The following is a 24,120-nucleotide window of genomic DNA, read 5'->3' as shown; positions in this document are numbered from 1 at the left end:
CGCACGCCGACGGGCGGCGGCCCGGCGCGTACTCCGCGCCGGGCCGCCTCGGGTGTCGCTCACGCCGTCTGCTGGCGCGTCTTGCGGGCGGTGTCGACCAGGTCCCAGACCACGACCGCCGCGGTACCCACCGCGATGGCCAGTCCGATGGACTCCCGGTTGTCCGCCTCCGCGACCCAGCTCAGTCGCTCGCCCAGGGCCGGGTTGAGCAGCCGGTCGGAGAGCGCCAGCCACGCCAGCGGCACCGAGAACGCCAGGTTGAGCAGCGCCTTGACGCCGAACAGGCCCCAGGTCCAACGGCCGATCCGGTATTTCACGACCTCGAAGATGACGCTGAGGACCAGCACGACGATCAGCGCCGGCAGCCAGAACGACCAGAGGGCCGGGTCGAGGAGCGGGATGTTCTCGCCGTCGGTGTCCCGCACCCACGACCGGTAGTGCTGGAACGGCAGGTAGCCGATGGTCAGCACCAGCATGATCACGGACGCGATGGTGTCGGCGAGGGGGATGCCCCGGCGGGCCGGGGCGTCGGGCAGCTGGTCGACGGTCCACTCCGGCAGGTCCACGGCGGCCTGGCTGCGCTCGATGACGGCGAAGGTCACTGTGAGCCAGAAGGCGATCTGGACGGCCACCTGCATAGCCACGACGAGGCCGGGCCCGATGGCGCCGAAGCCCTTTCCCTCGGCGGCCTCGACCACCGTGACGATCGTGCCGACGAGCGCCGGGATGAAGCTGAGCAGCAGCTTCAGCAGTCGCAGCCAGAGCAGGTAGTAGGTGGGGCCGATCAGTTGCAGCCGGCGGTCGGCGTACCGGGCGGCCAGCACGTCGGGGTTGCCCAGCTCGGTGAGCACCTCCCGCTCGGCGGTGGCGGCGTCCTGGCCGCTGTCGGTCCGACCCTCGACCATGTCGTCGATGGACGCGCGCAGCTCGTTGGCGATCTCGTCGCGACGCGGAGCAGGCACCGAGCGCAGGGTGGCGGCGAGGTAGCGGTCGGTCAGGGTGTTCATCGGTCCACTCCTTGGATCAGCCCGGTGACGGAGGTCTGCACGGCGGCGAGGTCGTCCAGTAGCCGGCTCAGCATCGACTCGCCCTCGTCGCTGGTCCGGTAGAACTTGCGCGGCCGGCTCTCCTCGGTGTTCCACTCGCTGGTCAGCAGCCCCTGGTCCTCCAGGCGGCGCAGCAGCGGATAGAGGGTGTTGGCGTCCACCGGAAAGCCGTGTTCGGTGAGCCTTTGCAGCAGTGCGTAGCCGTAGTCAGGTCGGCGTAGCGCGACCAGGCTGGCCACCACGACGGTGCCTCGACGCAACTCCTGTAGGTGCGTCCGTAGAACGTCCTCGCTAACCATGTGTCACACCATACTGTGTGACACACAGTGTTGTCTACGGCGATACCGTTGTGTTGCCCGCAGGTACGGGAACGGGGCGCCCGGCCCACACCGGACGCCCCGCAGTAATCCCTGCTCAGCAGGCCGTGCCCTGCCGGAAGTTGCGCTCGACGAAGCTGGCCGGCCCGACCTGGAAGTAGCCGACGCCCGGCCGGATCGGGTGCCCGGTGAACAACTCCACCCGCGAGCCGACCCGCACCAGGTACGCCTCGGCGTCCCCCGCGTCGTTGCGGATCAGCGAACCCCGCCGCCCGTAGATGTCCTCCAGTTCGGCGAAGGACATGCCGACCGACGCCCCGGCGGGCGAGTGCGGGGGTGCGGTGGCCGTACCGACCTCCACCAGTCGGCCGTCGCGGAAGGCCAGCAGGATCACGCCGGCCCAGGAGCCGGTCGCGCCGGCGTGCACCACCCCGCCGCAGCTCGACGCGGTCCAGTCGATGTGCCCGGCCGCGGTGAGCGCCGCCAGGCTGGCGCCGATCCGGTACGCCCCGGCGCCGCCCACGCCGAGCACCTGCGGGTGCTGGTGTCCCGCGGTCGGCGTGGCGCCGACCGGAGCAGCCGCCGCTGCCGGGCCGGCGACGGTGGCCGGGACGAGCGTGCCGAGCGTCAGGAGGGCGATGGTGAGGAGGAGTGACTGACGTTTCATGGCGTTCTCCTTCGGTGACGAGGTGTCCTGCCCTGTTAGTCACCGCGCCGGAGCCAACGGTTCGTGAGGTTCACGCCCGGCCCGGTCTACTGTGCAGAGAAACGCCGGCCGGGGGTGACACCGTGACGGCTCCGCTGCGGATCGGGCCCTACGCCGTCGAGCGACTGCTCGGCGTCGGATCGTTCGCGACGGTATGGCTGGGCTACGACGCGGTCCTCGACACCCGCGTCGCGATCAAGGTGCTGGCCGAGAACTGGAGCCACGACCTGCGGGTGCGGGAACGCTTTCTGGACGAGGCCCGGCTGCTGCGCCGACTGGAACACGAGCGACTGATCCGGGTGCACACCGTCGGCGAGTTGCCCGACGGTCGCCCGTACGCGGTCCTGGCCTGGGCGGACCGGGGGAGCCTGCGGGACCGCCTGGCCGCCGACGAGATCCCCGCCTCCTCGGCGCTGCGGCTGCTCGGCCAGGTCTGCGCCGGGGTCGCCGTGCTGCACCGACACGGCGTCGTGCACCGTGACCTCACGCCGGGCAACATCCTGTTCCGCTCTGTCGGCCCGGACGCCGAACAGGTGCTGATCGCCGACCTCGGCCTCGCGAAGGCGCTCGCCGCCGCCTCCGGGCTGACCGCCCGGGCCGGCACTCCCGGGTACATGGCCCCGGAGCAGGACGACCCGGGCGCGGTGGTCGACACCCGCGCCGACGTGTACGGGCTCGGCCGGCTCGGCATCCGACTGCTGGCCGCCGACCCGGTGGGCGCCGCCCCGGGTCGCCGCGCCCTCGACATTCGACTCCGGGACGGCGTGCCACCGGCGGTCGCGGCGGTGCTCGCCCGAGCCATCGCCCACCGTCCGGACGACCGCTATCCCGACGCTGCCGCCCTGCGGGCCGCGCTGGTGCGCGCGAGCGGCCCGGCACGGCTGCCACCGTCACCCGGCCGGGCGGCTGGCCGTCGTCACCGGCTGCGGTGGGCCGGGCCGGCTCTCGTGGCCGCCGCGCTGTTGGGCGGGGTGGACGCGGAGCCCGGTGGTGCCGGGTCGGGGCGGCCCGCCGCGGAGACGTACACGAGCGGGCCGTTGACCGTGCTGGTGCCGGCCGGCTGGTCCGCCACGGGTAGCACCTGGGCGGGCCAGTTCGACGCCGCTGGCCGACCGGAGGCGGCGCTGGTGATGTCGCCGCAACCGCACCGCTGGGCCGCCGACCCCCGGCTGCCCGGCGCGTTCGTCGGCTTCTCCGCCGCCACGGCGGCCCGCACCACACCGGCCGGATTCCTGGCCGAGCGGACGCACGGAGACTGCACGCCCGCCCCGGCTCGCACCACCCGCCAGGCGGGCGTCGAATGGACGGTGGTGGCGTACCGCTGCGACCGGGGTCGGCCGCGGATCGTCGAGTCCGCCGGCCTGCATCCCGGCCGGGCCGCCCTGGTGTACGTGCAGATCACGCCCCCGGACGACACCACCGCGTTCGTGGACACCCTGCTCGCCGGCGTGCGGGTGCGCTGAGTCGGCTAACGGACCACCACGGTGATGGTGTGCGCGCGGTCGTCCTTCGGGATCGTGACGGCGACGGTGCCGGGTCGGACGAACCGGATGTCCACCACCCCGGCCTCGTAGTGCTGCGAGACCAGCTCCGGCCGGTCCACGGTGACCAGGCCGGGTCCGATTCCCTGGATTCGCAGCACCGCGCCGGTGGCGACGCAGAGCGACCGCAGCAACTCCAGTTCGGTGTCGGCCACCGGCAGGTCGTAGCGGACCGCGCCGAGGCAACTGCTGGTCGGCGTGGTCGGTGACGGGGTCGGTCGCGGTGGCGTACCCCGGGTCCTGACCGGCGCGGGCGGTATCGGCGCCTCGGCGGCCGGCGGCGGCCGAGTTGCCGACCGGCTGACGCCGGGCGTCACCGACGGCGTGGGGGCAGACGCCACCGCCGTCGTCGACGGTCCGGGTGGCTGTACGGGCAGCGGCGAGACCGCGTCGCTGCCGCAGGCGGCGACCGCCACGGTGACCGCGAGAGCGGTGCCGGCCCGGCCGGCCGCCCGGCGGAGAGCAGTCACCCGTCCCCCTTCCCCCCGATCGTCGACGCGTCGCGCCAACTCAGCCCGGGTCGGTGCCGAGCCGTTGTCGGACCTGGTGGCGGGCCAGGTGCAACCGCGACTTCACGGTGCCCACCGGCACGTCGAGCAACTCGGCGATCTCGGGATAGCTCAGCCCGAGAACGTCGCGCAGGGCCACCACCTCGGCGAGGTCGGGGCGGACGGCGTCGAAGGCGTCGAGCAGGTCGAGGCGGGTGCCCGCGACCACGCTCGTCCGTCGTGGGTCGGCCCGGTCGGGCAGTGGTACGCCGCCGGCCTCCAGCCGGCAGCGGCGGCGCAGCGCGCGGTACGTCGAGCGGGCCCGGTTGGCGGCGAGCCGGTGCAGCCAGGTGCGGAACGAGGAGCGTCCCTCGAACCGGGTGATGCCGTTGGCCAGGGCCAGCAGGGTGTCCTGGCAGGCCTCCTCGGCGTCCTCCCGATGGGGCAGGAACCGGGCGCACAGTCGCAGCACCTCGGGGCGCACCGCGAGCAGCAGGGCGTCCAACGCCGCCGGGTCGCCGTGTGCGGCGGACCGGGCCAGGGCGTCGATGTCGTCCGCGTCGGGCATGCCGGGTGTCCAATGCTCGCCGGTGCCGATCCCCGAGCGTACGGCGGGTGGTGCCGCAGCGTCCCCGTTCGGTCCGGCACCCGACGGCTATTCGAAGCGGGACACGTCGCCGGCGCCCCGGCGCAGGATCTCCGGTTCCGGGCCGGACAGGTCGATCACGGTCGTCGGCTCCATGCCGCAGTCGCCGGCGTCGAGCACCGCGTCGACCTGGTGGTCGAGCCGTTCCTTGATCTCCCAGCCCTGGGTCATCGGCTCGTCGTCGCCGGGCAGGACCAGGGTGCTCGACACGAGCGGCTCGCCCAGCTCGGCCAGCAACGCCTGGGTGACGGTGTGCCGGGGTACGCGTACGCCGACGGTGCGCTTCTTCGGGTGCAACATCCGGCGCGGCACCTCACGGGTGGCCGGCAGGATGAAGGTGTAGCTGCCCGGGGTGGACGCCTTCACCGACCGGAAGACCGAGTTGCTGATCTGGACGAACTGGCCGAGCTGCGCGAAGTCCCGGCAGATCAGCGTGAAGTGGTGCCGGTCGTCGAGGTGGCGGATCTGCCGGATCCGGTCCAGCCCGTCCTGGTTGCCCAGTTGGATGCCGAGCGCGTAGCAGGAGTCCGTCGGGTAGGCGACCAGCCCGCCACCGCGGATCAGGTCGGCGACCTGGCCGATGATCCGGGGCTGGGGGTTCTCCGGGTGCACGTCGTAGTACCTCGCCATCCTGCGAGCCTAGGCGCATCCGGGACCGGGCAGGAGACGAGGGCCACGACCGTCGGCGCGGACGGTGGAGCCGCCGAGATCACCTCGGTAGGGTAGGTCCCGGTCGGCTCCGACCACCAAGATCCACACCGCCGGGGGGCGCCACGCATGGCTGATTCGTTCGCGCATCTGCACGTGCACACGGAGTATTCGATGCTCGACGGAGCGGCCCGGCTGAAGGACCTGTTCGCCGAGGCCAACCGGCTCGGCATGTCGGCCGTGGCGATCACCGACCACGGCAACATGCACGGCGCGAACGACTTCTACAACCAGGCGATGGCCGCCGGGATCACGCCGATCCTGGGCGTCGAGGCGTACGTGGCGCCGGAGTCGCGCTATCACAAGGCTCGGGTCAAGTGGGGTCGGCCGGAGCAGAAGAGCGACGACATCTCCGGTAACGGCGCGATCACCCACAAGACGATGTGGGCGAAGAACGCGCAGGGTCTGAAGAACCTGTTCACCCTCAACTCGCGGGCGTCCATGGAGGGGCACTACGTCAAGTGGCCCCGGATGGACATGGAGCTGATCGCCGAGCACGCCGAGGGGATCATGGCGACCACCGGCTGCCCGTCCGGCGCGGTGCAGACCCGCCTGCGCCTGGGCCAGTTCGACGAGGCGCTCAAGGTCGCCGCGAGCTACCAGGACATCTTCGGCAAGGACAACTACTTCCTGGAGATCATGGATCACGGCCTCTCCATCGAGAGCCGGGTCCGTGAGGGGCTGACCGAGATCGCCCGCAAGCTGGACATCCCGCCGGTCGTCACGAACGACTCGCACTACACGCACGAGGCGCAGGCCACCGCGCACGACGTTCTCCTCTGCGTGCAGACCGGCAGCAACATCGACGACCCGAACCGGTTCCGGTTCGAGGGTGGCGGCTACTTCATCAAGAGCGCCGACCAGATGCGCGCGGTGGACTCGTCGGAGCTGTGGCAGGAGGGCTGCCGCAACACCCTGCTGGTCGCCGAGAAGGTCGACCCGAAGGGCATGTTCGAGTTCCACAACCTGATGCCGCGCTTCCCGGTGCCGGAGGGGGAGACCGAGGAGTCCTGGTTCCGCAAGGAGACCTTCGCCGGGCTGGGCCGCCGCTACCCGAACGGCATCCCGGAGGGGCACGTCGTCCAGGCGGAGTACGAGCTGGGCGTCATCAACCAGATGGGTTTCCCGTCGTACTTCCTCGTGGTCGCCGACTTCATCCAGTGGGCCAAGAGCCAGGGCATCTCGGTGGGCCCGGGCCGTGGTTCGGCGGCCGGCTCCCTCGTCGCGTACGCGCTGGGCATCACCGACCTCGACCCGATCCAGCACGGTCTGATCTTCGAGCGGTTCCTGAACCCCGAGCGGGTCTCCATGCCGGATGTCGACATCGACTTCGACGAGCGTCGGCGCGGTGAGGTGATCAAGTACGTCACCGACAAGTGGGGTGAGGACAAGGTCGCCCAGATCGCCACGTTCGGCACGATCAAGGCGAAGGCCGCGATCAAGGACTCCGCCCGGGTCCTCGGCTACCCGTACGCGGTCGGCGACCGGATCACCAAGGCGATGCCACCGGCGGTGATGGGCAAGGACATCCCGCTCACCGGCATCTTCGACACCAAGCACCCCCGGTACGCCGAGGCCGGCGAGATCCGCGGCCTGTACGACTCCGACCCGGACGTCCGCAAGGTGATCGACACGGCGAAGGGCATCGAGGGGCTGATCCGGCAGACCGGTGTGCACGCCGCCGGCGTCATCATGTCCGCCGAGCCGATCATCGAGCACATCCCGTTGATGCGCCGCGACGCCGACGGGGCGATCATCACGCAGTTCGACTACCCGACCTGCGAGTCGCTCGGGCTGCTGAAGATGGACTTCCTCGGCCTGCGCAACCTGACGATCATCGACGACGCGGTCAAGAACATCGAGCTCAACCACGGCGAGAAGCTCGACCTGCTGGCGTTGCCACTCGACGACAAGGCCGCGTACGACCTGCTCGCCCGGGGTGACACCCTCGGCGTGTTCCAGCTCGACGGTGGGCCGATGCGGTCGCTGCTGCGGTTGATGAAGCCGGACAACTTCGAGGACATCTCCGCCGTCCTGGCGCTGTACCGGCCCGGCCCGATGGGCGTCGACTCGCACACCAACTACGCGCTGCGTAAGAACGGCCTCCAGGAGATCACGCCGATCCACCCGGAGCTGGAGGAGCCGCTGCGGGAGATCCTGGCACCCACCCACGGCCTGATCGTCTACCAGGAGCAGGTGCAGCGCGCCGCGCAGATCCTCGCCGGTTACAGCCTCGGTCAGGCGGACCTGCTGCGCCGGGCCATGGGTAAGAAGAAGAAGGAGATCCTCGACAAGGAGTTCATCCCGTTCCGGGACGGCTGCCGCGAACGCGGCTACTCCGACGAGGCGATCCAGGCGGTGTGGGACGTCCTGGTGCCGTTCGCCGGGTACGCGTTCAACAAGGCGCACTCCGCCGCGTACGGCCTGGTCTCCTACTGGACGGCGTACCTGAAGGCGCACTACCCGGCCGAGTACATGGCCGGGCTGCTGACGTCCGTCGGTGACGACAAGGACAAGATGGCGCTCTACCTGTCCGAGTGTCGCCGGATGCGCATCCAGGTGCTGCCGCCGGACGTGAACACCTCGGCCGGGCCGTTCACCCCGGTCGGCAAGGACATCCGCTTCGGTTTGGCGGCGGTCCGCAACGTCGGCGCGAACGTGGTCGCCTCGATCATGCGGTGCCGCGACGAGAAGGGCGAGTACGCCGACTTCTACGACTTCCTGTCCAAGGTGGACGCGGTGGTCTGCAACAAGAAGACCATCGAATCGCTGATCAAGGCGGGTGCGTTCGACTCCCTCGACCACCCCCGCAAGGGTCTGCTCGCGGTCCACGCCGACGCCATCGACGCGTACGCCGACGTCAAGCGCAAGGAGGCGGTCGGCCAGTACGACCTGTTCGGCGCGGGCTTCGGGGACGCCGACACCGGCAGCACGACGGTGATGCCGGTGATCGGTGACAGCGAGTGGGACAAGCGCGACAAGTTGGCCTTCGAGCGGGAGATGCTCGGCCTGTACGTCTCCGACCACCCGCTGTTCGGTCTGGAGCACATCCTCGGCGCCGCCGCCGACACCACCATCGCGTCCCTGGCCGAGGACGGCGCGGTGCCCGACGGGGCGGTGGTCACCCTCGCCGGCATCCTCTCCGGGGTGCAGCGCCGGGTCACCAAGCAGGGCCGCGCCTGGGCGTCGGCCACGCTGGAGGACCTGGCGGGTGGGGTGGAGGCGCTGTTCTTCCCCAACACCTACGAGGTGATCGGGCAGTACATCGCCGAGGACGCCATCGTGGTGGTCAAGGGGCGGGTGGACCGCCGCGACGACACCCCCCGGATCATGGCGATGGACATGTCCATGCCGGACGTCAGCACCAGCGCCACCAACAAGCCGGTCACCCTGACCATCCCGGTGCACCGCTGCACACCGCCACTGATGGAGAAGCTCAAGGAGACCCTGGTGCTGCACCCCGGCGACACCGAGGTGCACGTCAAACTCCTCAACGGCGGGCGCACCACCACCCTGCGGCTGGGCCCGTTCCGGGTGGCGGCGACGACCGCGCTGATGGGTGACCTGAAGAGCGTCCTCGGCCCGGCCAACGTGAGCTGACCGGTCCGCGGCCCCGCCGGCGTCATCGCCGGCCGGGCCGCGGACGGTCGCCGGGCTCAGCCCCGCTCGGGGGCGGCGATCTCGCGGAGCCGGCCGTCGGCCAGCCGCAGCCAGCGCTGCACGCCGATCTCGGCAAGGAACCGTTCGTCGTGGCTGACCACGACGAAAGCGCCCTGGTACGCGCTCAGCGCGCTCTCCAGTTGACCGACGCTCACCAGGTCCAGGTTGTTGGTCGGCTCGTCGAGCAGCAGCAGCTGCGGTGCCGGCTCGGCGCAGAGCACGCAGGCGAGGGTCGCGCGCAGCCGCTCACCGCCGGAGAGCACCCCGACGGGCAGGTTGACCCGGGCACCCCGGAACAGGAACCGGGCGAGCAGGTTCATCCGCCTGGCGTCCGGCAGGCTCGGCGCGTACGCGGCGAAGTTCTCCGCCACCGTCCGGTCGAGGTCCAGCAGGTCCAGCCGCTGCGACAGGTACGCGATCCGGCCGTCGGCCCGCTTGACGTCACCCCCGGCCGGTTCGAGGTCGCCGTTGACCAGGCGCAGCAGGGTCGACTTGCCGACGCCGTTCGCCCCGGTGAGCGCGATCCGTTCCGGACCCCGGATCACCAGGTCGGCGCCGTCGCCGCCGAACAGCTCCCGGTCGTCGAAGCGGGCCCGCATCCCCGTACCCGTGAAGACCGTCCGTCCGGCCGGGACTGTCGTGTCCGGCAGGTCCACGACGATCCGGTCCTCCTCGCGGACCGCCCGGCCGGCCTCGTCCAGTCGGGCCTTGGCCTGGCCGAGCCGGCTGGAGTGTGTCTCCTGGGCCTTGCCCGCCGACTCCTGCGCGCTGCGCTTGAGCCCGCCGGCGACGATCCGGGCCAGCCCGGCGTTCTTCAGGTTCTTCGAGGCGTTGCTGGCCCTCCGGTCGGCCCGCTCCCGGGCCTGCTGCATCTCCCGCTTCTCCCGCTTCACCTCCTGCTCGGCGTTGCGCAGGTTGCTCTCGGCGACCTCCCGCGCCGCCTGCACCGCCTCGGTGTACGCGGTGAAGTTGCCCCCGAACCAGCGGATCTCGCCGCGCTCCAACTCGGCGATCCGGTCCATCCGATCCAGCAGCTCCCGGTCGTGGCTGACCAGCAGCAGACACCCGGACCAGTCGGTGAGCACGTCGTAGAGCTTGTGCCGGGCTTCCACGTCGAGGTTGTTGGTCGGCTCGTCGAGCAGCAGCACGTCCGGGCGTCGGAGCAGCTGCGCGGCCAGGCCGAGGGAGACCACCTGCCCGCCGCTGAGGGTGCGTAACGGCCGGTCGAGCGCCAGGTCGCCGAGGCCGAGGCGGTCCAGCTCACCGCGGGTGCGTTCCTCGATGTCCCAGTCGTCGCCGATGGTGGCGAAGTGCGCCTCGCTGGCGTCTCCGGCCTCGATGGCGTGCAGTGCCGCGATCCGCTCGGCGACGCCGAGCACCTGCGCCACGGCCAGGTCACCGGCCAGGGGGAGGGTCTGCGGGAGGTAGCCGAGCAGACCGTCGACGGTGACGCTGCCGCCGCTGGGCCGCAGCTCCCCGGCGATCAGCCGCAGCAGGGTGCTCTTGCCGGCGCCGTTGGGCGCGACCAGGCCGGTGCGACCGCCGGGAACGGTGAAGGACAGCTCCGAGAAGACCGGGGTGTCGTCCGGCCAGGAGAAGGACAGGTTCGAGCAGACGATGAACGCATCAGACATGCGAGTGACCTCAAAGGGTGGGTTGGGCGCGTTCGAGCGCGCCCGACGACAAACGGGACCGGTGGAACGCCGTCATGGCCACCGCAGCTGCGTAGAACGCGCCGAACCGATGGCCGCACACATCCGGTCTCACCCGGAGATGTCGTCGTCACCCGCCATGTCTGGTCTCCCTGGTCGTACCGCTGACCCAACGGGCCCAGTCTAACAACGGATCTTCACTCCGCCACCGCAATAGGCGGGGCGTCAGATGAGGGTCACGCCCGGCCGGGTCAGTCAGATCGAGAACGGTGATCTGGAGGCCAACGAGGTCGCGACGCTGAGCCGATACGCACGAGCACTCGGTGCCCGGATGCGGATCATCTTCGACTACGGCGACGACCTTCGTCAGATCGCCTGACGCGCCTGGGCTGTCGACGGCACATCCGCGCAGATGGCCGAGTCGAGGTGCTCACCGGGCCGGTAACTGCGCTGTCGGTGGTCACCAGGTATTCCAGGTAGCGGCGCGCGGTCACCCGGGAGACGCCGGCGGTTCGAGCGGGTGTGAGGGCAACGCCGCCGGGCGTCGTTCGGGCCCGCCGCGGGCTGGCCAGTTCTCACGGGACAACTGGGGGTGGGCGCGTGGGTCGCCGCGGAAGGCCTGGGGGGACACCCCGAACGTGGTGGTGAAGACCCTGCTGAAGTGGGCCGGGGAGCGGAAACCCCAGCGGGCGGCGATGCTGTGGATGGGGCGCCCCCGGAGCAGAGGATCGCGGAGGTCGCGGGCGCACCGATCCAGGCGCTGCCTGCGGATGATCTCGGCGACCGTCTGGTCCTCGGTCTCGAACGCGCGGTGCAGGCTGCGGAGCGAGACGTGGTGAGCGGCGGCGACGGCGCTGGGCGACAGGTCCGGGTCGGCGAGGTGCTCGTCGATGAACGCCCTGACCAGCAGGCGCAGGTTGTGGCCGCGTACCTCGGTCGGCAGGGTGTCGGTGAGGTCCAACTGGCGGGCGACCATCGCGGAGATGAGGTCCCGCACGACGGTGCCCAGGAGCGGGATGTCGCGCTCGTCGTACTGCTCGGGGTGGGTCATCACCTGGTGGACGAACTGGTTGAGCAGGACGCCGATGCCCTCGGTGGCGGAGATGGTCGTGCCGAGCACCCGCGTGATCTTGTTGGGATGCACCGGCAGGAGGCCGTGCGGGACGAGGATCGTCCGGGTGGTCAACATGCCCTCGTGGCGCGACCGTCCCTGATGGGTCGACTGGTGTGGTCGGGACGTGTCAACGATGGCGAAGTTGCCCGGCGTGAAGGTGTTGGTCCGGCGCTCCTGCTCCAACCCGCCCTGCCCGGACAACGGGAGTGCGAACTGGTACATCTCCGGGTCGCTGCGGCGGATGAAGGTGCCGGTCCGCTGCATGTCCAGGGAGGGGTACCGCCAGGTCGAGAGCACTACCTCGCCCAGGCTGATGACCTCTGCCCGGGCCTGGAAGTCCGCTGCGTGGGCACTGTGGATGCGCATCGGCACCGACTCGCGTGCCACCAGGTCGTGCCAATACCCGAACCGCTCGCTCGGAGGCACCACGACAGTGTCCGCCAAGCCTACGGTGAGCACGGGCTGCCTCGATCCTCTTCGATGGTCGACGGGCCACTGTGGCGTTGCCGACCGAGCCTACAAGATCAACGATCGCCGGCCCAGGCCCACGTGGTCGGTTCGACCTGAGGGAGTCGAGCGCCGTCCGGAAGTTCCTGGGCAGGTCACGAGCGCCAGGCGCTCAGACACCGCGCCATGACCCGGAAGGGGATGGCCTGCCCTCTGGTCTGGTCCGCGGTGCCGGCCAGGTGGAGGTCCAGCTCCGGGCAGTGGAAGAGCCACGTGCCGGTGGCTCCCGAGTGGCCGATCAGCGTGACCGGACGGTGCCCCGGCGACATGAGTCGCCCGACCGTGAAGATCATGGTGCCCAGCCCGTATCGGAGGATGGGGATGTTGCGCAGCCGGTTGCGCCGCTCGGTGAGCAGGTCGATCGAGTGGGCGTCGTGGAAGAGTGCGCCGCCGAGTAGCGCCCGGTGGAAGGTGAGGAGATCTCCGGTGGTGCTGAACAGGTCGTTGCAGGATTCGATCATCGAGGTCAGCTCGACGCGGCGCTGCCCGGCGTAGAGCGGCGCGGGTGTCGCCGTCGCCGGGTCAGGCGGGCGACGCCCGGGGAGCCAGGTGTGCGTCAGGCCGAGCGGGCCGACGATGCGGTCGGTCAGCAGATCGGCGAACGAGCGGCCGGTCACTGTCTGCAGTATTCGGATGAGCAGTTGGAAGCCGGTGTCGGAGTAACGGGCCTTCTGTCGACTCGCGGCGAGATCCTGCGGGGCGAAGTGTGGACGTTGCTGCTCGCGCGTCGTCCGTATCGTGTCCTCGAAGGTCCAGGCCAGATCGTGCCCGGCGGCGAGGCGCTCGTACAGACTCGGGCCCGTACGACGCTTCTCGAACTGGTCGGGCAACCCGGAGGTGTGGCTCGCGAGGTGGCGCACCGTGATCGCCGACGTCCGGTCGACATCCCCCAGGACGTGCAGCCCGGCGACTGTCTCCGCCGGCAGGTAGCTGTCGATCGGAGCGTCCAGCTCAAGCTCGCCGCGCTCGTACGCCTGCAGCACGAGCGTGACGATGAAGCGCTTGGTGACGCTCGCGACGAAGAACGGCGTGTCGGGGTGCGGTGGAGGATCGCCCGTATCGGCCGGGCCGGCGGCGGCCGACCAGCGCAGTTCGCCGTTGCCGCTCGCGACGGCGATGGTGGCGTGGTGCACGTCGCGTCGGGCGACGAGCTTCTCCAACAGGACGGTCAGTCGCGCGTCGACGTCGGCGGGGACGTGATTGTCGCCGGCGAGGCTCAGTGTCACACCACATGTCTACTAGACATGTCTATGAGAGGCAACGGTCTACACTCGACCGGTGGCCCACGTGATCCTCGGTCTGCTCCTGGTCGCCCGGCAGAGCTTCTACGACCTCATCAAGGGTTTCGAGGCCGGCGTCGCGCTCTTCTACAGCGCCAGTTCCGGCAGCATCAAACGTGCGCTGGACACCCTTCTCGCCCGCGGTCTCATCGAGGTCGCGAGCGCCGAGACCGGAGGCCGGGGGCGTAAGGTCTACCAGGTCACCGACGCTGGTCGTCGGGAGTTCCACGCGTGGATGACAGCGGAACCGGCCGGGCCCGACCTGGAGACCGCGGCGCTGTCCAGGCTCTACTTCCTCGGTCTGCTGGAGCCGGCTGAGCGCCTACCGGTGCTGCGCCGCATCACGGCGCGCGTCGAGGCCGACCTGGCCAAACTCTCGGCCCTCGACCAACAGCTCAAGACCTCGGATGTCGCCGAGGAGCACCGGGACCTCGCCGTCCACCAACGCGCGACGCTCGACTACGGCCTGGCCGCACACCGTTTCACGCTCGACTGGTTCCGCGAGCACATCACCCGGCACGAGCAGTCGGCTCGCTGACCCGGCGTCGTCGCAACGTCCGTCAGGTATGCCGCCCGTGGCCATCGGGCGAGGTCGCGCCGCCCGCATTCTTTCCGCGACCTGCTGACCGCCCAGAGCGAGGACCGCCGGCCCGGCGGCCTGCAGGTCGTTGGCCGGGCCCAGGAGGTGACCGGCGAATTCCTCGACATATTCCCGAGTCGCCCCGCAGTCGGGAAAAGGATGCGCAATTATTGCCAACCGCCACGTCCGGGACGTGGTGGACTCCGATCGGGATCTTCCTGCACGCTGCCGCACGCCGCGACGATTGGCGAATAGAAGACCTCGGCGATCGAGAGGGCGGCGAAGGCCGCGGCCAGCCCCGGGCCCAGGACGATGCTGCCGCATGTCCAGGTGGCGACCGTCGACGCGGGCCACCCGGCCTTCCGGCCCTGCGACAGGTGGCGTCCGGCTGCCCCGGCGAGTTCGAATTCATTCGATATCAATAGCGGGTGGTCGACATACGTGCCGGTAACATTGCGGTGGGCGACACGTTGCCGCGGTGCTGGCGCAATTGCTCCGGAAAGGCCCATTGGTTGCCTGTCGACGTCACCTGTGACATATCCAACTGTCGCTTTTCCGGCCGCCGCCAAAATTGGGCACGTAACCATTGCCGGGTACCTTCCTGTCGTGCCCGACGCTCCTCGACAGTTGATTGCCGACCGTTATCGATTGGTCCGCCCGCTCGGCCAGGGCGGGATGGGCCGCGTGTGGCAGGCCCGCGACGAGATGCTGCAACGGGACGTGGCCATCAAGGAGTTGGTGGCACCGCCGGGCCTACGCGACGACGAACGCCGGGAGCTGCGTGAACGGTCCATGCGCGAGGCGCGGGCCGTCGCCCGTCTGGGCCACGTCAACGTGGTACGCGTCTTCGACGTGCTGCACTCGGACGACGACCCCTGGATCGTGATGGAGCTCGTTCCGTCCCGGTCCCTGCACCAGGTGCTCGAAGCCGAGGGGCCGATGCCGGCGGATCGCGCCGCGCGGATCGGGCTGGGGGTGCTGAGCGCGTTGCGGGCCGCGCACCGGGCCGGCGTGCTGCACCGGGACGTCAAACCCGCCAACGTGCTGCTCGGCGACGACGGTCGGGTGGTGCTGACCGACTTCGGGCTGGCCACCCTTCCCGGGGATCCTCGGATGACCCAGACCGGAATGGTGCTCGGCTCGCCGGCGTTCCTCGCGCCGGAACGGGCCACCGACGGCGACGTCGGGCCGGCCGCCGACCTGTGGTCGCTCGGCGCCACCCTCTACGCGGCGGTCGAGGGGCGTACGCCGTACCACCGCTCGTCGCCGATAGCCACGCTGGCAGCCCTGGCCACCGAAGCGCCACCGCCGGCCCAGCGGGCCGGTCGGCTGACCCCGCTCCTGGAAGGACTGCTACGCCGGGAGCCGGATCAGCGGATCACCGCGGATCAGGCGGAGCGGCTGCTGCGCCAGGCCGCCGACCCGGACCGGACCACCGTCCGGCCGGGCGCCACCGGCAGTGGACCGGTCGACTCGGTGAACACCAGCACCGGCCCGTCCCGCCCCCGGATCGTGCCCGAGTTCGTCACGCCCGAACCGAACCCACACGCGCCACCGGTGGACGCCGCCGCGCCCGCGTCGTCGGTCGAACAGGGGCCGCCGACAACCGCCGGTTTACCCGCTCCGCCGGTCGTACCTGCGCCGCCAGCCGCCGCTCCGCCCGCGCCGCCACCGACCGCCGCTCCGCCCGCGCCGGAGCCGGGCGGCAGGCGTCGGGTTCGGCTGATCGGCTCGGTGACCGCCGCCGGGCTGCTGCTCGTCGTCCTGGTCACCGCGTCCCTGCTGGTGAACCGCGGGCCGTCCGGCGGTACGGGCGACGTGGCCGCGCCGACCGGGAACCCGTCCGCGATCGCCGAGACGCCGGTGTCCCGGGTGCTGCCACCGCCACCGGCGGGTTGGCGCTACTACCGCGACGATCCCCGCTTCCTCGTGCCGGTGCCCGACGGCTGGCAGGCGCGGCGTGACGGTGAGCGGGCCGAGTTCCGCGAGCCGGACGGCAGCCGGGTCCTCGTCGTCGGCGAACTCCGGTCCGTTCCCACGGACCTGGTCGCCGAGCTGCGGGCGCGGGAGGCGACGCAACGCCGGCGGTACGCCGACTACCGCCGGGTCCGGCTCGCCGCACTGCCCTACCAGGTGCGGGCCGCCGAGTGGGAGTGGACGTACACCGACAAGGACGGGACGCCCACGCAGATGGTCAGCCGGGCGTTCGTCGCTCCCAACGGGCACGCGTACTCGATCGACTGGACCACGTCCGCCGCCGAGTGGTCCGCGAGCGCGGCCGTCTTCGCGCTGATCGCCGATGGTTTCCAGGGCCTGCCGGTCACCGTCGGCCCACCGTCCGGATCCGCCGGCCCCCCACCCCCGACGAGCGCGGGGCCACCGTCGCCGGGGGTGGGCAGCGGCACGACGACAGCTCCGGGGACCTCGGCACAGCAGCCGTCGGCTCCACCTCCGGCCTCGCCCAGCCAGGCCGGCGCGCCCGCAGGGAAGCAGATCTCCAGCTTCGCCAGCGACCGGTGCATCGACATCCCCGACGGCAACGCCACAGCTGGTGTCCGGTTGCAGATCTGGGACTGTCGTCGTACCGCGAAGCAGCTCTGGACCTTCCCGGCGGACGGCACGGTCCGTTCGATGGGCAAGTGCCTGGATGTCGCCGGCCACTCCACCGCGGACGGGGCTGCCGTTGTGCTGGCCGACTGCTCCGGCGCCTCGTCGCAGAAGTTCACCCTCAACAAGGCCTACGACCTGGTGAACACCAGGGCGGACAGGTGCGTCGACGTGCTCGACGGGAACACCGACAACGGCACCCGGTTGCAGATCTGGCAGTGCACCGGCAACGCCAACCAGAAGTGGCGGGCCACCTGAGCGCTGACGGCTGACGCTCCGATGGTTACGGTCGTGGATGTCGTGGTTCCCCGACCGTCCGAGGAGTGATCGCATGTCCCTGTCTCCGTCCCGGCTGTTCTCGCAGATAGCGACCGCCGAACGACCGGCGGGGACACGTGTGGTCATGCGACGTGCGGTGGTGCTCGGCGGCAGCATGGCCGGGCTGTTGGCGGCGCGCGTGCTCAGCGACCACGCCGAGGAGGTCCTGATCGTCGAACGGGACCCGTCCGATGTCGATGCCGGGCCCCGGCCGGGTGTGCCCCAGGGCAGTCAGGTGCACGCGCTGCTGCCCGCCGGCCAGGTCCAGTTGGAACGCTGGTTTCCCGGCATCGCCGACGAGGCGCTCGCGCTCGGCGCTCCGCCGCCGCCGAACGACCCGGGGACCGCGAAGGTCTTCGTCAACGGCATGCCCGGGCTGCCCCCGGCGGCGACCGGCACCGGTCCGGCGCTGATCACCACGCGTCCGTTCCTGGAGGCGTTGGTCCGCCGGCGGACGCTCGCCGTGGACACCATCCGCATGGTGTACGGCCGGGCGGAGGGTCTGGTCTTCGACGAGCGGCGGGTCACCGGCGCGCGGTACGTACCCGAGGGCGGCGGCGAGGCGGTCGTCGCACCAGCGGACCTGGTGGTCGACGCGATGGGCCGGTCCAGCCGGCTCAGCGACTGGCTGGCCGAGCACGGGTGGCCCCGCCCGCCGATGCAACGCATGCCGATCAAGCTGAACTACGCGACGGCGCTCTACCGGCGTGACGAGAAGGTCAGCGACACCTGGGTCGCGGTCTTCCACACCATGGCCGGCAAGGGGCGCACCGCCCGGATCGGCGGGATCAACTCGGTCGAGGGAGACCGTTGGATCATGCTGGTGGCCGGTTACGACGACGACCGGCCCAGCCGCGACGTCGCCGACTTCACCGCGCGCTGCCGGGAGCACTACCCGCAGATGTTCGGCGACATCGCCGAGCACGGGGAGATGCTGGGCGGGGTGGTCACGTACCACCAGGCGGACAGCCGACGCCGCGACTTCCACAAGCTCGACCGTCTGCCCGCCGGGTTGGTCGCGGCCGGCGACGCCGTCGCGTCCTTCAACCCGGTGTACGGCCAGGGCATGACCTCCGCGACGCTGCACGCCTCCTGCCTGTCGGCGTACCTGCGATCCGGCCCGACGCCGCACGAGCAGCCGGCGCGGGCGTACTTCGACCAGGTGCGGGTGGTCGTCGACGCCGCCTGGCAGATCTCCACCACCGCCGACATCGAGCTCCCGCACGTCGACGGGCCGTACCCGCCCGGGTACCGGGTCACCAAGTGGTTCGGGGACCTGCTGTTCCGGACGTCGCTGACCGATCCGGTGCTCAACGCCCGGCTGGGCCGGGTCACCACCATGCTCGACCACCCGGCGACCCTGGGCCGCCCCGGCACCCTGCTCCGCGCGCTCCGGCTCAGCCTGCTCCGGGGCGCTCGACGCCGACCCGTCGGCGCTCGGCGCTGATTCGCCCCGAAACCCGCCGTTCCCGACCGGCTCCGGGGAGAATGGGTTGCCGGGGAGGTGTCGCGACGAGCCCGGGGGAGCAGGCGTGCCGGCAACCAGCCTCCTGGGCCGCCTGCGCCGCCGCGACCCGGGGTACGCCGTCCTGCGACGTGCCGCCCGGTTGACACTCGTGGCGTCCGTCGTCTTCTACGGCTGCCGTTACGGCGCCGGGAGTTCGGTGCTCGCCACCTACGGTCTGTTCGGCACGATCGCCGCCGGGGCGTTCGCGCAGCTGCCCGGTCCCGCGCCGCAACGGGCGCGGATCCTGGTCATCTCGCTGCCGGCGGTCTGGGCGCTGATCGCGGCGGGATCCCTGTTGGCCTGGAGCACGTGGGCGGCGGCCGGCGGAATGCTGGTCATCGGCTTCGTCGTGGCGTTCGGCGGGGTCGGCAACCCGCGCCTGGTGGGGTGGGCCAGCGCGTTCCAGCTCTTCTACATCCTGGCGTCCTTCCCGCCGTACCAGCCGGACACCCTGCCGCAACGTCTCGGCGGCGTCACGCTCGCCATCGTGCTGCTCGCCGCGGCCGAGGTGCTCCTCTGGCCCGACCCGGTGCCGGTCTCCTACCGGCAGCGGCTCGCCGACGCGGCCGACGGCGTCGCGGCGTTCCTCGACACCACCGCCCGCGCGCTGACCGAGCCGCACCCGGACCACGCGGGCCGGGACGCGCGACGCCGGCGGGCGTACGACATGGTGGGCCCGCTGGATCTGGCCCGTAACCCCCCGGCGTGGGCGCCCACCGCGGCGGGCGCTCAGGACCGGGCGTTGCGGATCTGCGCGGCGGCATTGCGGGAGGTCCTGGCCGAGGCGGACCGGTTGGCGGCGGACATCCCACCGGAGCCGATCCCGGACCTGGCGGCGGCGCGACTGCTGCGCGTCGGCGCGGACACGACCCGGGCGGCCGGTCGTAGCCTCGTGCCGGGCGGAGCGCCCGTTGACCTCGGTGGTCTGGACGCCGTGGTCGGGCGGGCCGAAGCCGCGGTGGGCGCGGCCGTCGGTCAGCCGCCGGACGTGCCCCGGTCGTGCCGGGACGCGACGGCGCTGGCCCTCGCCGACCAGGTGCGGGTCTTCGCCGTCGGCGCCCGACTGGCCACCGGGTTGCGACTCGACGGCGTGGATGCCCCGCCGGGGCTGTTCGACTACGCGCGACACAACGAGTGGACGCTGTACCGGTGGCAGTTCCGCTCCCACCTGGCCCCCCGCTCGGCTCACCTGCACAGCTCGCTGAGGTTGGCCGTCGCCCTGGCCGTCGCCCGGGTGGCCGCCGGACTGCTACAGCTCACGCACGGCTTCTGGGTGCTGTTGGCGACGCTCACGGTCCTGCGCACCTCGGCCGCGGACACCCGCTCCGCGCTGCGGCCGTCGGTGCTGGGCACGGTCGCCGGCGCGCTCGTCAGCGGCGCCGTGATGCTCCTCGTCGACCTGCCGATCGTCTACGCCGTCGTCCTGCCGGTCACCCTGATCCTGGCCTTCGGCGTCGGACGCCTGCTCGGTCCGGTCTGGCAGCAGGCGCTGTTCACGGTGCTGCTGACCGTCGTCTTCGCCCAGCTCGACCCGCAGGGGTGGCGGCTCGCCGAGGCGCGGCTCGTCGACGTGCTGCTCGGCGCGGTGATCGGGGTGCTCGCCGGGGTGGCCATCTGGCCCCGTGGCGCGAGCCACGACCTGCGGCACAACGCCGTCCATTACCTCGCGGCCAGCGCGGACGCGGTCGAGGAGACCGTCGAGGCGGTGCTCGGCGGTGCCCCCTCACCGCAGCGTTCCATCGACCGGGTACGTCGTCAGCTGGTTCTGCTCGACTCGTCGTACTGCCAGTACCACTCCGAGCGGCACGACCCGCACCGGCAGCAGGTCAACTGGGACGCCGTCCTGAGTGCCGGGCACTACGTGGTGCCCGGCGTCGGGTCACTGCTGCGGCGTAACCCACCCGGCTGTCTCGCCGGCTGGCCCGCCGCCGCGGCGTTGCTGCGCGACGCCGTCGCCCGCCTGCGCTCCGCGTACGACGAGGTGGCCGAGGAGGTGACCCACGGCCGGTCGTCGGGGCCGAGCCCCGCCCCGGTCACCTGTGCCGACGAGCTGGAACGGGTCCGGCCACTGCTCGGCTCGGTCGACCCGCAGGCGGTCCGGCACCTGGTCGAGGTCGACAGGTGGCTCGCCGCTCTCGCCGACACCCTCGCGCTCGCCCGGATCCGACGGGAGACTCCGGGCGAGCCGCCCGGGAAGCCCTGACCTGCCGACTCACCGCGGCAGGCCGCCGATCGCCGATTGGCCGTGCCCGTCGTGCGCCGGTCGGCCTACCGTCGAGGACATGGAGTTCGAGCAGGCGCAGCAGTTGTGGAAGCCGGAGCCCGGTTGGTTGAACACCGCCTCCTACGGGCTGCCGCCCGAGCCGGCCTGGACGGCGTTGCAGGAGGCGCTCACCCAGTGGCGGGTCGGCAGCACCTCGTGGGAGGGCTGGGGCGACTCGGTGCAGCGCTCCCGTACCGCGTTCGCCGGCCTGATCGGCGTGCCGGAGGGTGACGTGGCGGTCGGCGCCTCCGTCTCGCAGATGCTCGCGCCGGTCGCTGCGGCGTTGCCCGCCGGCACGACGGTGGTGGTCCCGGACGTCGAGTTCACCTCCAACCTGTTCCCCTGGCTCGTTCAGGAGGAGCGTGGCATCTCGGTCCGCGTGGTGCCGTTGGAGTCGCTCGTCGACTCCATCGACGCGGACACCGACCTGGTCGCGTTCAGCCTGGTGCAGTCGGCCGACGGCGCGGTCGCCGCGTACGACGACATCGTGGCCGCCGCCCGCGCGTACGACGCGTTGGTGGTGGTGGACGCGACCCAGGCGTGCGGTTGGCTGCCCTTCGACGGGAGCCGGGCCGACGTGGTGACGGTGGGCGGCTACAAGTGGCTGATGAACCCGCGCGGGACCGCGTTCGCCTACCTGGCTCCGGCGCTGCGCGAGCGACTGCGCCCCGACGCCGCCGGCTGGTACGCGGGCCGCGACCCGCACGCCTCCTACTACGGTCCGCCGTTGCGGCTGGCCGACGACGCCCGCCGGTTCGACATCTCACCGGCCTGGTTCAGTTGGGTGGGGGCGGCACCCGCGCTGGAGTTGGTGGCCGAGATCGGCGTGCCGGCGATCCAGGCGCACGACGTGGGGTTGGCCAACCGGTTCCGGGCCGGGCTCGGCCAGCCGCCGGGGGAGAGCGCCATCGTCACCGTGGACGTGCCGGACGCGGAGCGGCGTCTGTCGGAGGCCGGCATCCGGGCGGCGGTTCGCGCCGGGCGGGTCCGGGCCTCGTTCCACATCTACTCCACCGAGGCCGACGTGGACGCGGCCCTGGCCGCGTTGACCGGCTGAACCGGTGCGGGGGACGGCCGACCGAAGGGCGCAGGTGGTTCACGAGCGGCCGGCTGCTCCGGCTGCGCCGCGTCGAAACCCCGCCAAGATCCGCGCAACATCCCGGACGTTGCGCGGATCTTGGGCGTGGGCGGGGCGTGGGCGGGGCGTGGGCGGGGCGGGGGCGGGGCGGCCCCTAGGCCAGGTGACCGCCGATCTTCGTGTAGCCGCGCAGCAGGTCCCGGGAGATGATCAGCCGCTGCATCTCGTCGGTGCCCTCGAAGATCCGGTAGAGCCGGACCTGCCGGTACCAGCGCTCGATGGGCAGCTCACGCGTGTAGCCCATGCCGCCGTGGATCTGGAGCACCCGGTCGACCACTCGGTTGACCATGCCGGCGCCGTAGAGCTTGCCCATCGACGACGCGTGCCGTGGGTCGAGGCCCTGGTCGACCGTCCAGGCCGAGCGCAGCACCAGCCAGCGGGCCGCCTCCAGCTCGGTCTCCGAGTCGGCGATCATCCACTGGATGGCCTGGTTGGCGCCGATCTTGGTGCCGAAGGTCTCCCGGGTGTTGGCGTAGTCGATCGCCATCTGCAGCACCCGCTCGGCGATGCCGATCGCGTGCGACGGGATGGTGTAGCGGCCCTTGCCGATCCACTCCATGCCCAGGGTGAAGCCCTGCCCGATCTCGCCGAGGATGTTGCGGTGCGGCACGCGTACGCCGTCGAAGATGAGTGACGCCGGCCCGCCCTCGCCCATGGTCTGGATGAACTCCGACCGCCAACCCATCGACCGGTCCACCAGGAACGCGGTCGCGCCGCCGTTGCGGGCGCCCTTCTCCCGGTCGGTCACCGCGACGACGATGGCGAAGTCGGCGTCGTGCCCACCGGTGATGAAGGTCTTCTCGCCGTCGAGGATCCAGTCGTCGCCGTCCCGGCGTGCGGACAGTCGGATGTTGGCGGCGTCCGAGCCGGCGCCGGGCTCGGTGATCGCGAAACAGGACCGCCGCTCGCCCTCGATGGTCGGGATGAGGAACTCCTGCTTCTGCTCCTCGGTGGCGTGGAACAGGATGTTGTCCGCCTCGCCGCCGAAGCGGAACGGTACGAACGTGTGGCCCAGCTCCGTCCAGATCAACGACTGGAGCACCGCCGGGAGGTTCATCCCGCCGTACTCTTCCGGGGTGGCCAGGCCCCAGAAGCCGAACTTGCGCGCCTTGAGTTGCAGCTCACGCACCTCGGAGTGGTCGAGGCCCGGCTGGTGTGCCCGCTCCCGGCGGAGCACCTCCGCCTCCAGCGGCATCACCTCGCGGCGGATGAACGATCGGACGGTGTCCCGTACCGCCCGCTCCTCGTCGGTGAGCGAAAAGTCCACGGTGGTCCTCCTGGCGTCGGCGCAGCCGGTCACCCATTAAACTAGCGCTGCAAGTTTTGCCGCGTCCAGACCTGACGGCCGAGACCTCGAGGAGCGCAGTGCCCCGACCCCGCCAGCCCCGGCTCACCCGGCAGCTGATCGTCGAGACCGCCACCGCGCTCATCGACGCCGAGGGCCTGCCCGCGTTCTCCACCCGCCGGCTCGCCGCCGAGCTGGGCGTTCGCGGGCCCTCGCTCTACAACCACTTCGCCACGAAGGACGAGATCCTCGACGCGGTCGCCGACACGGTGACCGGCACCGTCGACACCGGAGGCTTCACCGGCCGGGACTGGGTCGCCGCGCTGCGCGACTGGGCCTGGTCGTACCGGCGGGCGCTCACCGCGCACCCGAACATCGTGCCGTACCTCGCGCAGGGGCCCGGTCGGCGACCGGCCGCGCTGGCCATGGCCGACGCGGTCTACGGCGGCCTCGTCCGCGCCGGCTGGCCCCCCGCCCGGGCCACCCACATCGGCGCCGCGCTGCGGTACTTCGTGGCCGGGTCGGCCCTCGGCTCGTTCGCCCGCGGTTTCGTCGAGGACCCGGAGCTGTACGCCGCGCACTACCCGCACCTGCGCGACGCGCACCGGCTCGCCGAACACCAGCAGAGCGTGGACGAGGGCGCCTTCGCCCTCGGCCTGGACGCCCTGCTGCACGGGCTGGCCGCCGAGTACGCCCGGACCGTGGACCCCGTCCGTACCGCCGGCGCGGTGGAGTCCACCGGGCCCAACGGGTAGCG

General features: G+C 71.5%; 19 protein-coding genes and 1 pseudogene. 9 read left to right on the top strand and 11 right to left on the bottom strand.

Annotation, left to right across the window (positions count from 1 at the left end):
• Positions 1 to 59: 59 nt before the first annotated feature.
• The 3 genes from GA0070612_RS26520 to GA0070612_RS26510 form a co-directional block, all read right to left on the bottom strand.
• Positions 60 to 1,007 (bottom strand): permease prefix domain 1-containing protein, encoded by a 948-nt coding sequence (locus GA0070612_RS26520; RefSeq protein WP_088990385.1) that lies wholly within the window; start codon positions 1,005 to 1,007, stop codon positions 60 to 62.
• Positions 1,004 to 1,345 (bottom strand): PadR family transcriptional regulator, encoded by a 342-nt coding sequence (locus GA0070612_RS26515; RefSeq protein WP_088990384.1) that lies wholly within the window; start codon positions 1,343 to 1,345, stop codon positions 1,004 to 1,006. Before GA0070612_RS26515 ends, GA0070612_RS26520 begins: the two co-directional genes overlap by 4 nt.
• A 115-nt stretch (positions 1,346 to 1,460) precedes the next feature.
• Complete coding sequence (locus tag GA0070612_RS26510; RefSeq protein WP_088990383.1) at positions 1,461 to 2,030, bottom strand: hypothetical protein; 570 nt, start codon at positions 2,028 to 2,030, stop codon at positions 1,461 to 1,463.
• Positions 2,031 to 2,152: 122 nt separating this feature from the next.
• Here GA0070612_RS26510 and GA0070612_RS26505 point away from each other — a divergent pair, with 122 nt between their 5' ends.
• The gene (locus tag GA0070612_RS26505) at positions 2,153 to 3,532 is read left to right on the top strand and encodes a serine/threonine-protein kinase (protein WP_088990382.1); all 1,380 of its coding nucleotides are present in this window, start codon (positions 2,153 to 2,155) and stop codon (positions 3,530 to 3,532) included.
• A gap of 5 nt (positions 3,533 to 3,537) precedes the next feature.
• Here the strand turns inward: GA0070612_RS26505 and GA0070612_RS26500 are convergent, their stop codons facing one another.
• The 3 genes from GA0070612_RS26500 to GA0070612_RS26490 all read right to left on the bottom strand — a co-directional run bounded on the left by GA0070612_RS26500 (position 3,538) and on the right by GA0070612_RS26490 (position 5,374).
• Positions 3,538 to 4,080, bottom strand: coding sequence for a hypothetical protein (locus GA0070612_RS26500; RefSeq protein WP_088990381.1), 543 nt, complete (start codon positions 4,078 to 4,080; stop codon positions 3,538 to 3,540).
• A gap of 40 nt (positions 4,081 to 4,120) precedes the next feature.
• A complete protein-coding gene (locus GA0070612_RS26495; protein WP_088990380.1) occupies positions 4,121 to 4,666 on the bottom strand; it encodes an RNA polymerase sigma factor in 546 nt (181 codons plus the stop codon).
• Between the two features lie 87 nt (positions 4,667 to 4,753).
• Positions 4,754 to 5,374, bottom strand: a complete 621-nt coding sequence (locus GA0070612_RS26490) for an L-threonylcarbamoyladenylate synthase (RefSeq protein WP_088990379.1) — start codon at positions 5,372 to 5,374, stop codon at positions 4,754 to 4,756.
• 147 nt (positions 5,375 to 5,521) lie between these two features.
• Between GA0070612_RS26490 and dnaE the strand changes: the two genes are divergently transcribed.
• Positions 5,522 to 9,052 carry a DNA polymerase III subunit alpha gene (dnaE, locus tag GA0070612_RS26485; protein WP_088990378.1) on the top strand — a complete coding sequence of 1,177 codons (3,531 nt, stop codon included), beginning with the start codon at positions 5,522 to 5,524 and terminating at the stop codon, positions 9,050 to 9,052.
• 56 nt (positions 9,053 to 9,108) lie between these two features.
• Here the strand turns inward: dnaE and abc-f are convergent, their stop codons facing one another.
• Complete coding sequence (abc-f, locus tag GA0070612_RS26480) at positions 9,109 to 10,746, bottom strand: ribosomal protection-like ABC-F family protein (protein WP_088990377.1); 1,638 nt, start codon at positions 10,744 to 10,746, stop codon at positions 9,109 to 9,111.
• Positions 10,747 to 10,993: 247 nt separating this feature from the next.
• On the opposite strand from abc-f, the gene GA0070612_RS26475 reads away from it, so the two are divergent.
• Positions 10,994 to 11,143 (top strand): transcriptional regulator, encoded by a 150-nt coding sequence (locus tag GA0070612_RS26475; protein WP_088990376.1) that lies wholly within the window; start codon positions 10,994 to 10,996, stop codon positions 11,141 to 11,143.
• Positions 11,144 to 11,254: 111 nt separating this feature from the next.
• Here the strand turns inward: GA0070612_RS26475 and GA0070612_RS26470 are convergent, their stop codons facing one another.
• Positions 11,255 to 12,337: an AraC-like ligand-binding domain-containing protein gene (locus GA0070612_RS26470; RefSeq protein WP_088990375.1), complete on the bottom strand. Its 1,083-nt coding sequence runs from the start codon at positions 12,335 to 12,337 to the stop codon at positions 11,255 to 11,257.
• A 143-nt stretch (positions 12,338 to 12,480) separates the two neighbouring features.
• On the bottom strand, positions 12,481 to 13,611 hold the full coding sequence (locus tag GA0070612_RS26465; protein WP_197699246.1) for a serine hydrolase domain-containing protein: 1,131 nt from the start codon (positions 13,609 to 13,611) through the stop codon (positions 12,481 to 12,483).
• 52 nt (positions 13,612 to 13,663) lie between these two features.
• Between GA0070612_RS26465 and GA0070612_RS26460 the strand changes: the two genes are divergently transcribed.
• Positions 13,664 to 14,203: a PadR family transcriptional regulator gene (locus tag GA0070612_RS26460; protein ID WP_088990374.1), complete on the top strand. Its 540-nt coding sequence runs from the start codon at positions 13,664 to 13,666 to the stop codon at positions 14,201 to 14,203.
• Between the two features lie 99 nt (positions 14,204 to 14,302).
• Here GA0070612_RS26460 and GA0070612_RS33095 read toward each other — a convergent pair.
• Positions 14,303 to 14,569, bottom strand: a pseudogene (locus GA0070612_RS33095) (hypothetical protein); the annotation flags it as partial.
• 282 nt (positions 14,570 to 14,851) lie between these two features.
• On the opposite strand from GA0070612_RS33095, the gene GA0070612_RS33145 reads away from it, so the two are divergent.
• The 4 genes from GA0070612_RS33145 (at position 14,852) to GA0070612_RS26440 (ending at position 21,997) form a co-directional block, all read left to right on the top strand.
• The gene (locus GA0070612_RS33145) at positions 14,852 to 17,110 is read left to right on the top strand and encodes a serine/threonine protein kinase (RefSeq protein WP_088990373.1); all 2,259 of its coding nucleotides are present in this window, start codon (positions 14,852 to 14,854) and stop codon (positions 17,108 to 17,110) included.
• Between the two features lie 73 nt (positions 17,111 to 17,183).
• Positions 17,184 to 18,617, top strand: coding sequence for an FAD-dependent oxidoreductase (locus GA0070612_RS26450; RefSeq protein WP_088990372.1), 1,434 nt, complete (start codon positions 17,184 to 17,186; stop codon positions 18,615 to 18,617).
• An 85-nt stretch (positions 18,618 to 18,702) separates the two neighbouring features.
• Positions 18,703 to 20,880 carry an FUSC family protein gene (locus GA0070612_RS26445; RefSeq protein WP_088990371.1) on the top strand — a complete coding sequence of 726 codons (2,178 nt, stop codon included), beginning with the start codon at positions 18,703 to 18,705 and terminating at the stop codon, positions 20,878 to 20,880.
• A 79-nt stretch (positions 20,881 to 20,959) separates the two neighbouring features.
• On the top strand, positions 20,960 to 21,997 hold the full coding sequence (locus tag GA0070612_RS26440) for an aminotransferase class V-fold PLP-dependent enzyme (RefSeq protein WP_088990370.1): 1,038 nt from the start codon (positions 20,960 to 20,962) through the stop codon (positions 21,995 to 21,997).
• A 175-nt stretch (positions 21,998 to 22,172) separates the two neighbouring features.
• On the opposite strand, the gene GA0070612_RS26435 is transcribed toward GA0070612_RS26440, so the two are convergent.
• Positions 22,173 to 23,345, bottom strand: coding sequence for an acyl-CoA dehydrogenase family protein (locus GA0070612_RS26435; protein ID WP_088990369.1), 1,173 nt, complete (start codon positions 23,343 to 23,345; stop codon positions 22,173 to 22,175).
• A 98-nt stretch (positions 23,346 to 23,443) separates the two neighbouring features.
• On the opposite strand from GA0070612_RS26435, the gene GA0070612_RS26430 reads away from it, so the two are divergent.
• Entirely contained in the window at positions 23,444 to 24,118 is a 675-nt protein-coding gene (locus tag GA0070612_RS26430) for a TetR/AcrR family transcriptional regulator (RefSeq protein WP_088990368.1), read from the top strand.
• Positions 24,119 to 24,120 lie beyond the last annotated feature (2 nt).

The organism is Micromonospora chokoriensis, assembly GCF_900091505.1.
In the GTDB taxonomy this organism is placed as follows: Bacteria; Actinomycetota; Actinomycetes; order Mycobacteriales; family Micromonosporaceae; genus Micromonospora; species Micromonospora chokoriensis.
The sequence above is the reverse complement of the archived record's forward strand: the minus strand, read 5'-3'. Positions and strand labels throughout refer to the sequence as shown.

What these genes read in the sequence shown, in the direction of transcription:
- GA0070612_RS26520 (WP_088990385.1), bottom strand. Translation starts at nt 1,007, where the DNA reads ATGAACACCCTGACCGACCGCTACCTCGCCGCCACCCTGCGCTCGGTG.
- GA0070612_RS26515 (WP_088990384.1), bottom strand. Translation starts at nt 1,345, where the DNA reads ATGGTTAGCGAGGACGTTCTACGGACGCACCTACAGGAGTTGCGTCGA.
- GA0070612_RS26510 (WP_088990383.1), bottom strand. Translation starts at nt 2,030, where the DNA reads ATGAAACGTCAGTCACTCCTCCTCACCATCGCCCTCCTGACGCTCGGC.
- GA0070612_RS26495 (WP_088990380.1), bottom strand. Translation starts at nt 4,666, where the DNA reads ATGCCCGACGCGGACGACATCGACGCCCTGGCCCGGTCCGCCGCACAC.
- GA0070612_RS26490 (WP_088990379.1), bottom strand. Translation starts at nt 5,374, where the DNA reads ATGGCGAGGTACTACGACGTGCACCCGGAGAACCCCCAGCCCCGGATC.
- dnaE (WP_088990378.1), top strand. Translation starts at nt 5,522, where the DNA reads ATGGCTGATTCGTTCGCGCATCTGCACGTGCACACGGAGTATTCGATG.
- abc-f (WP_088990377.1), bottom strand. Translation starts at nt 10,746, where the DNA reads ATGTCTGATGCGTTCATCGTCTGCTCGAACCTGTCCTTCTCCTGGCCG.
- GA0070612_RS26475 (WP_088990376.1), top strand. Translation starts at nt 10,994, where the DNA reads ATGAGGGTCACGCCCGGCCGGGTCAGTCAGATCGAGAACGGTGATCTG.
- GA0070612_RS26450 (WP_088990372.1), top strand. Translation starts at nt 17,184, where the DNA reads ATGTCCCTGTCTCCGTCCCGGCTGTTCTCGCAGATAGCGACCGCCGAA.
- GA0070612_RS26440 (WP_088990370.1), top strand. Translation starts at nt 20,960, where the DNA reads ATGGAGTTCGAGCAGGCGCAGCAGTTGTGGAAGCCGGAGCCCGGTTGG.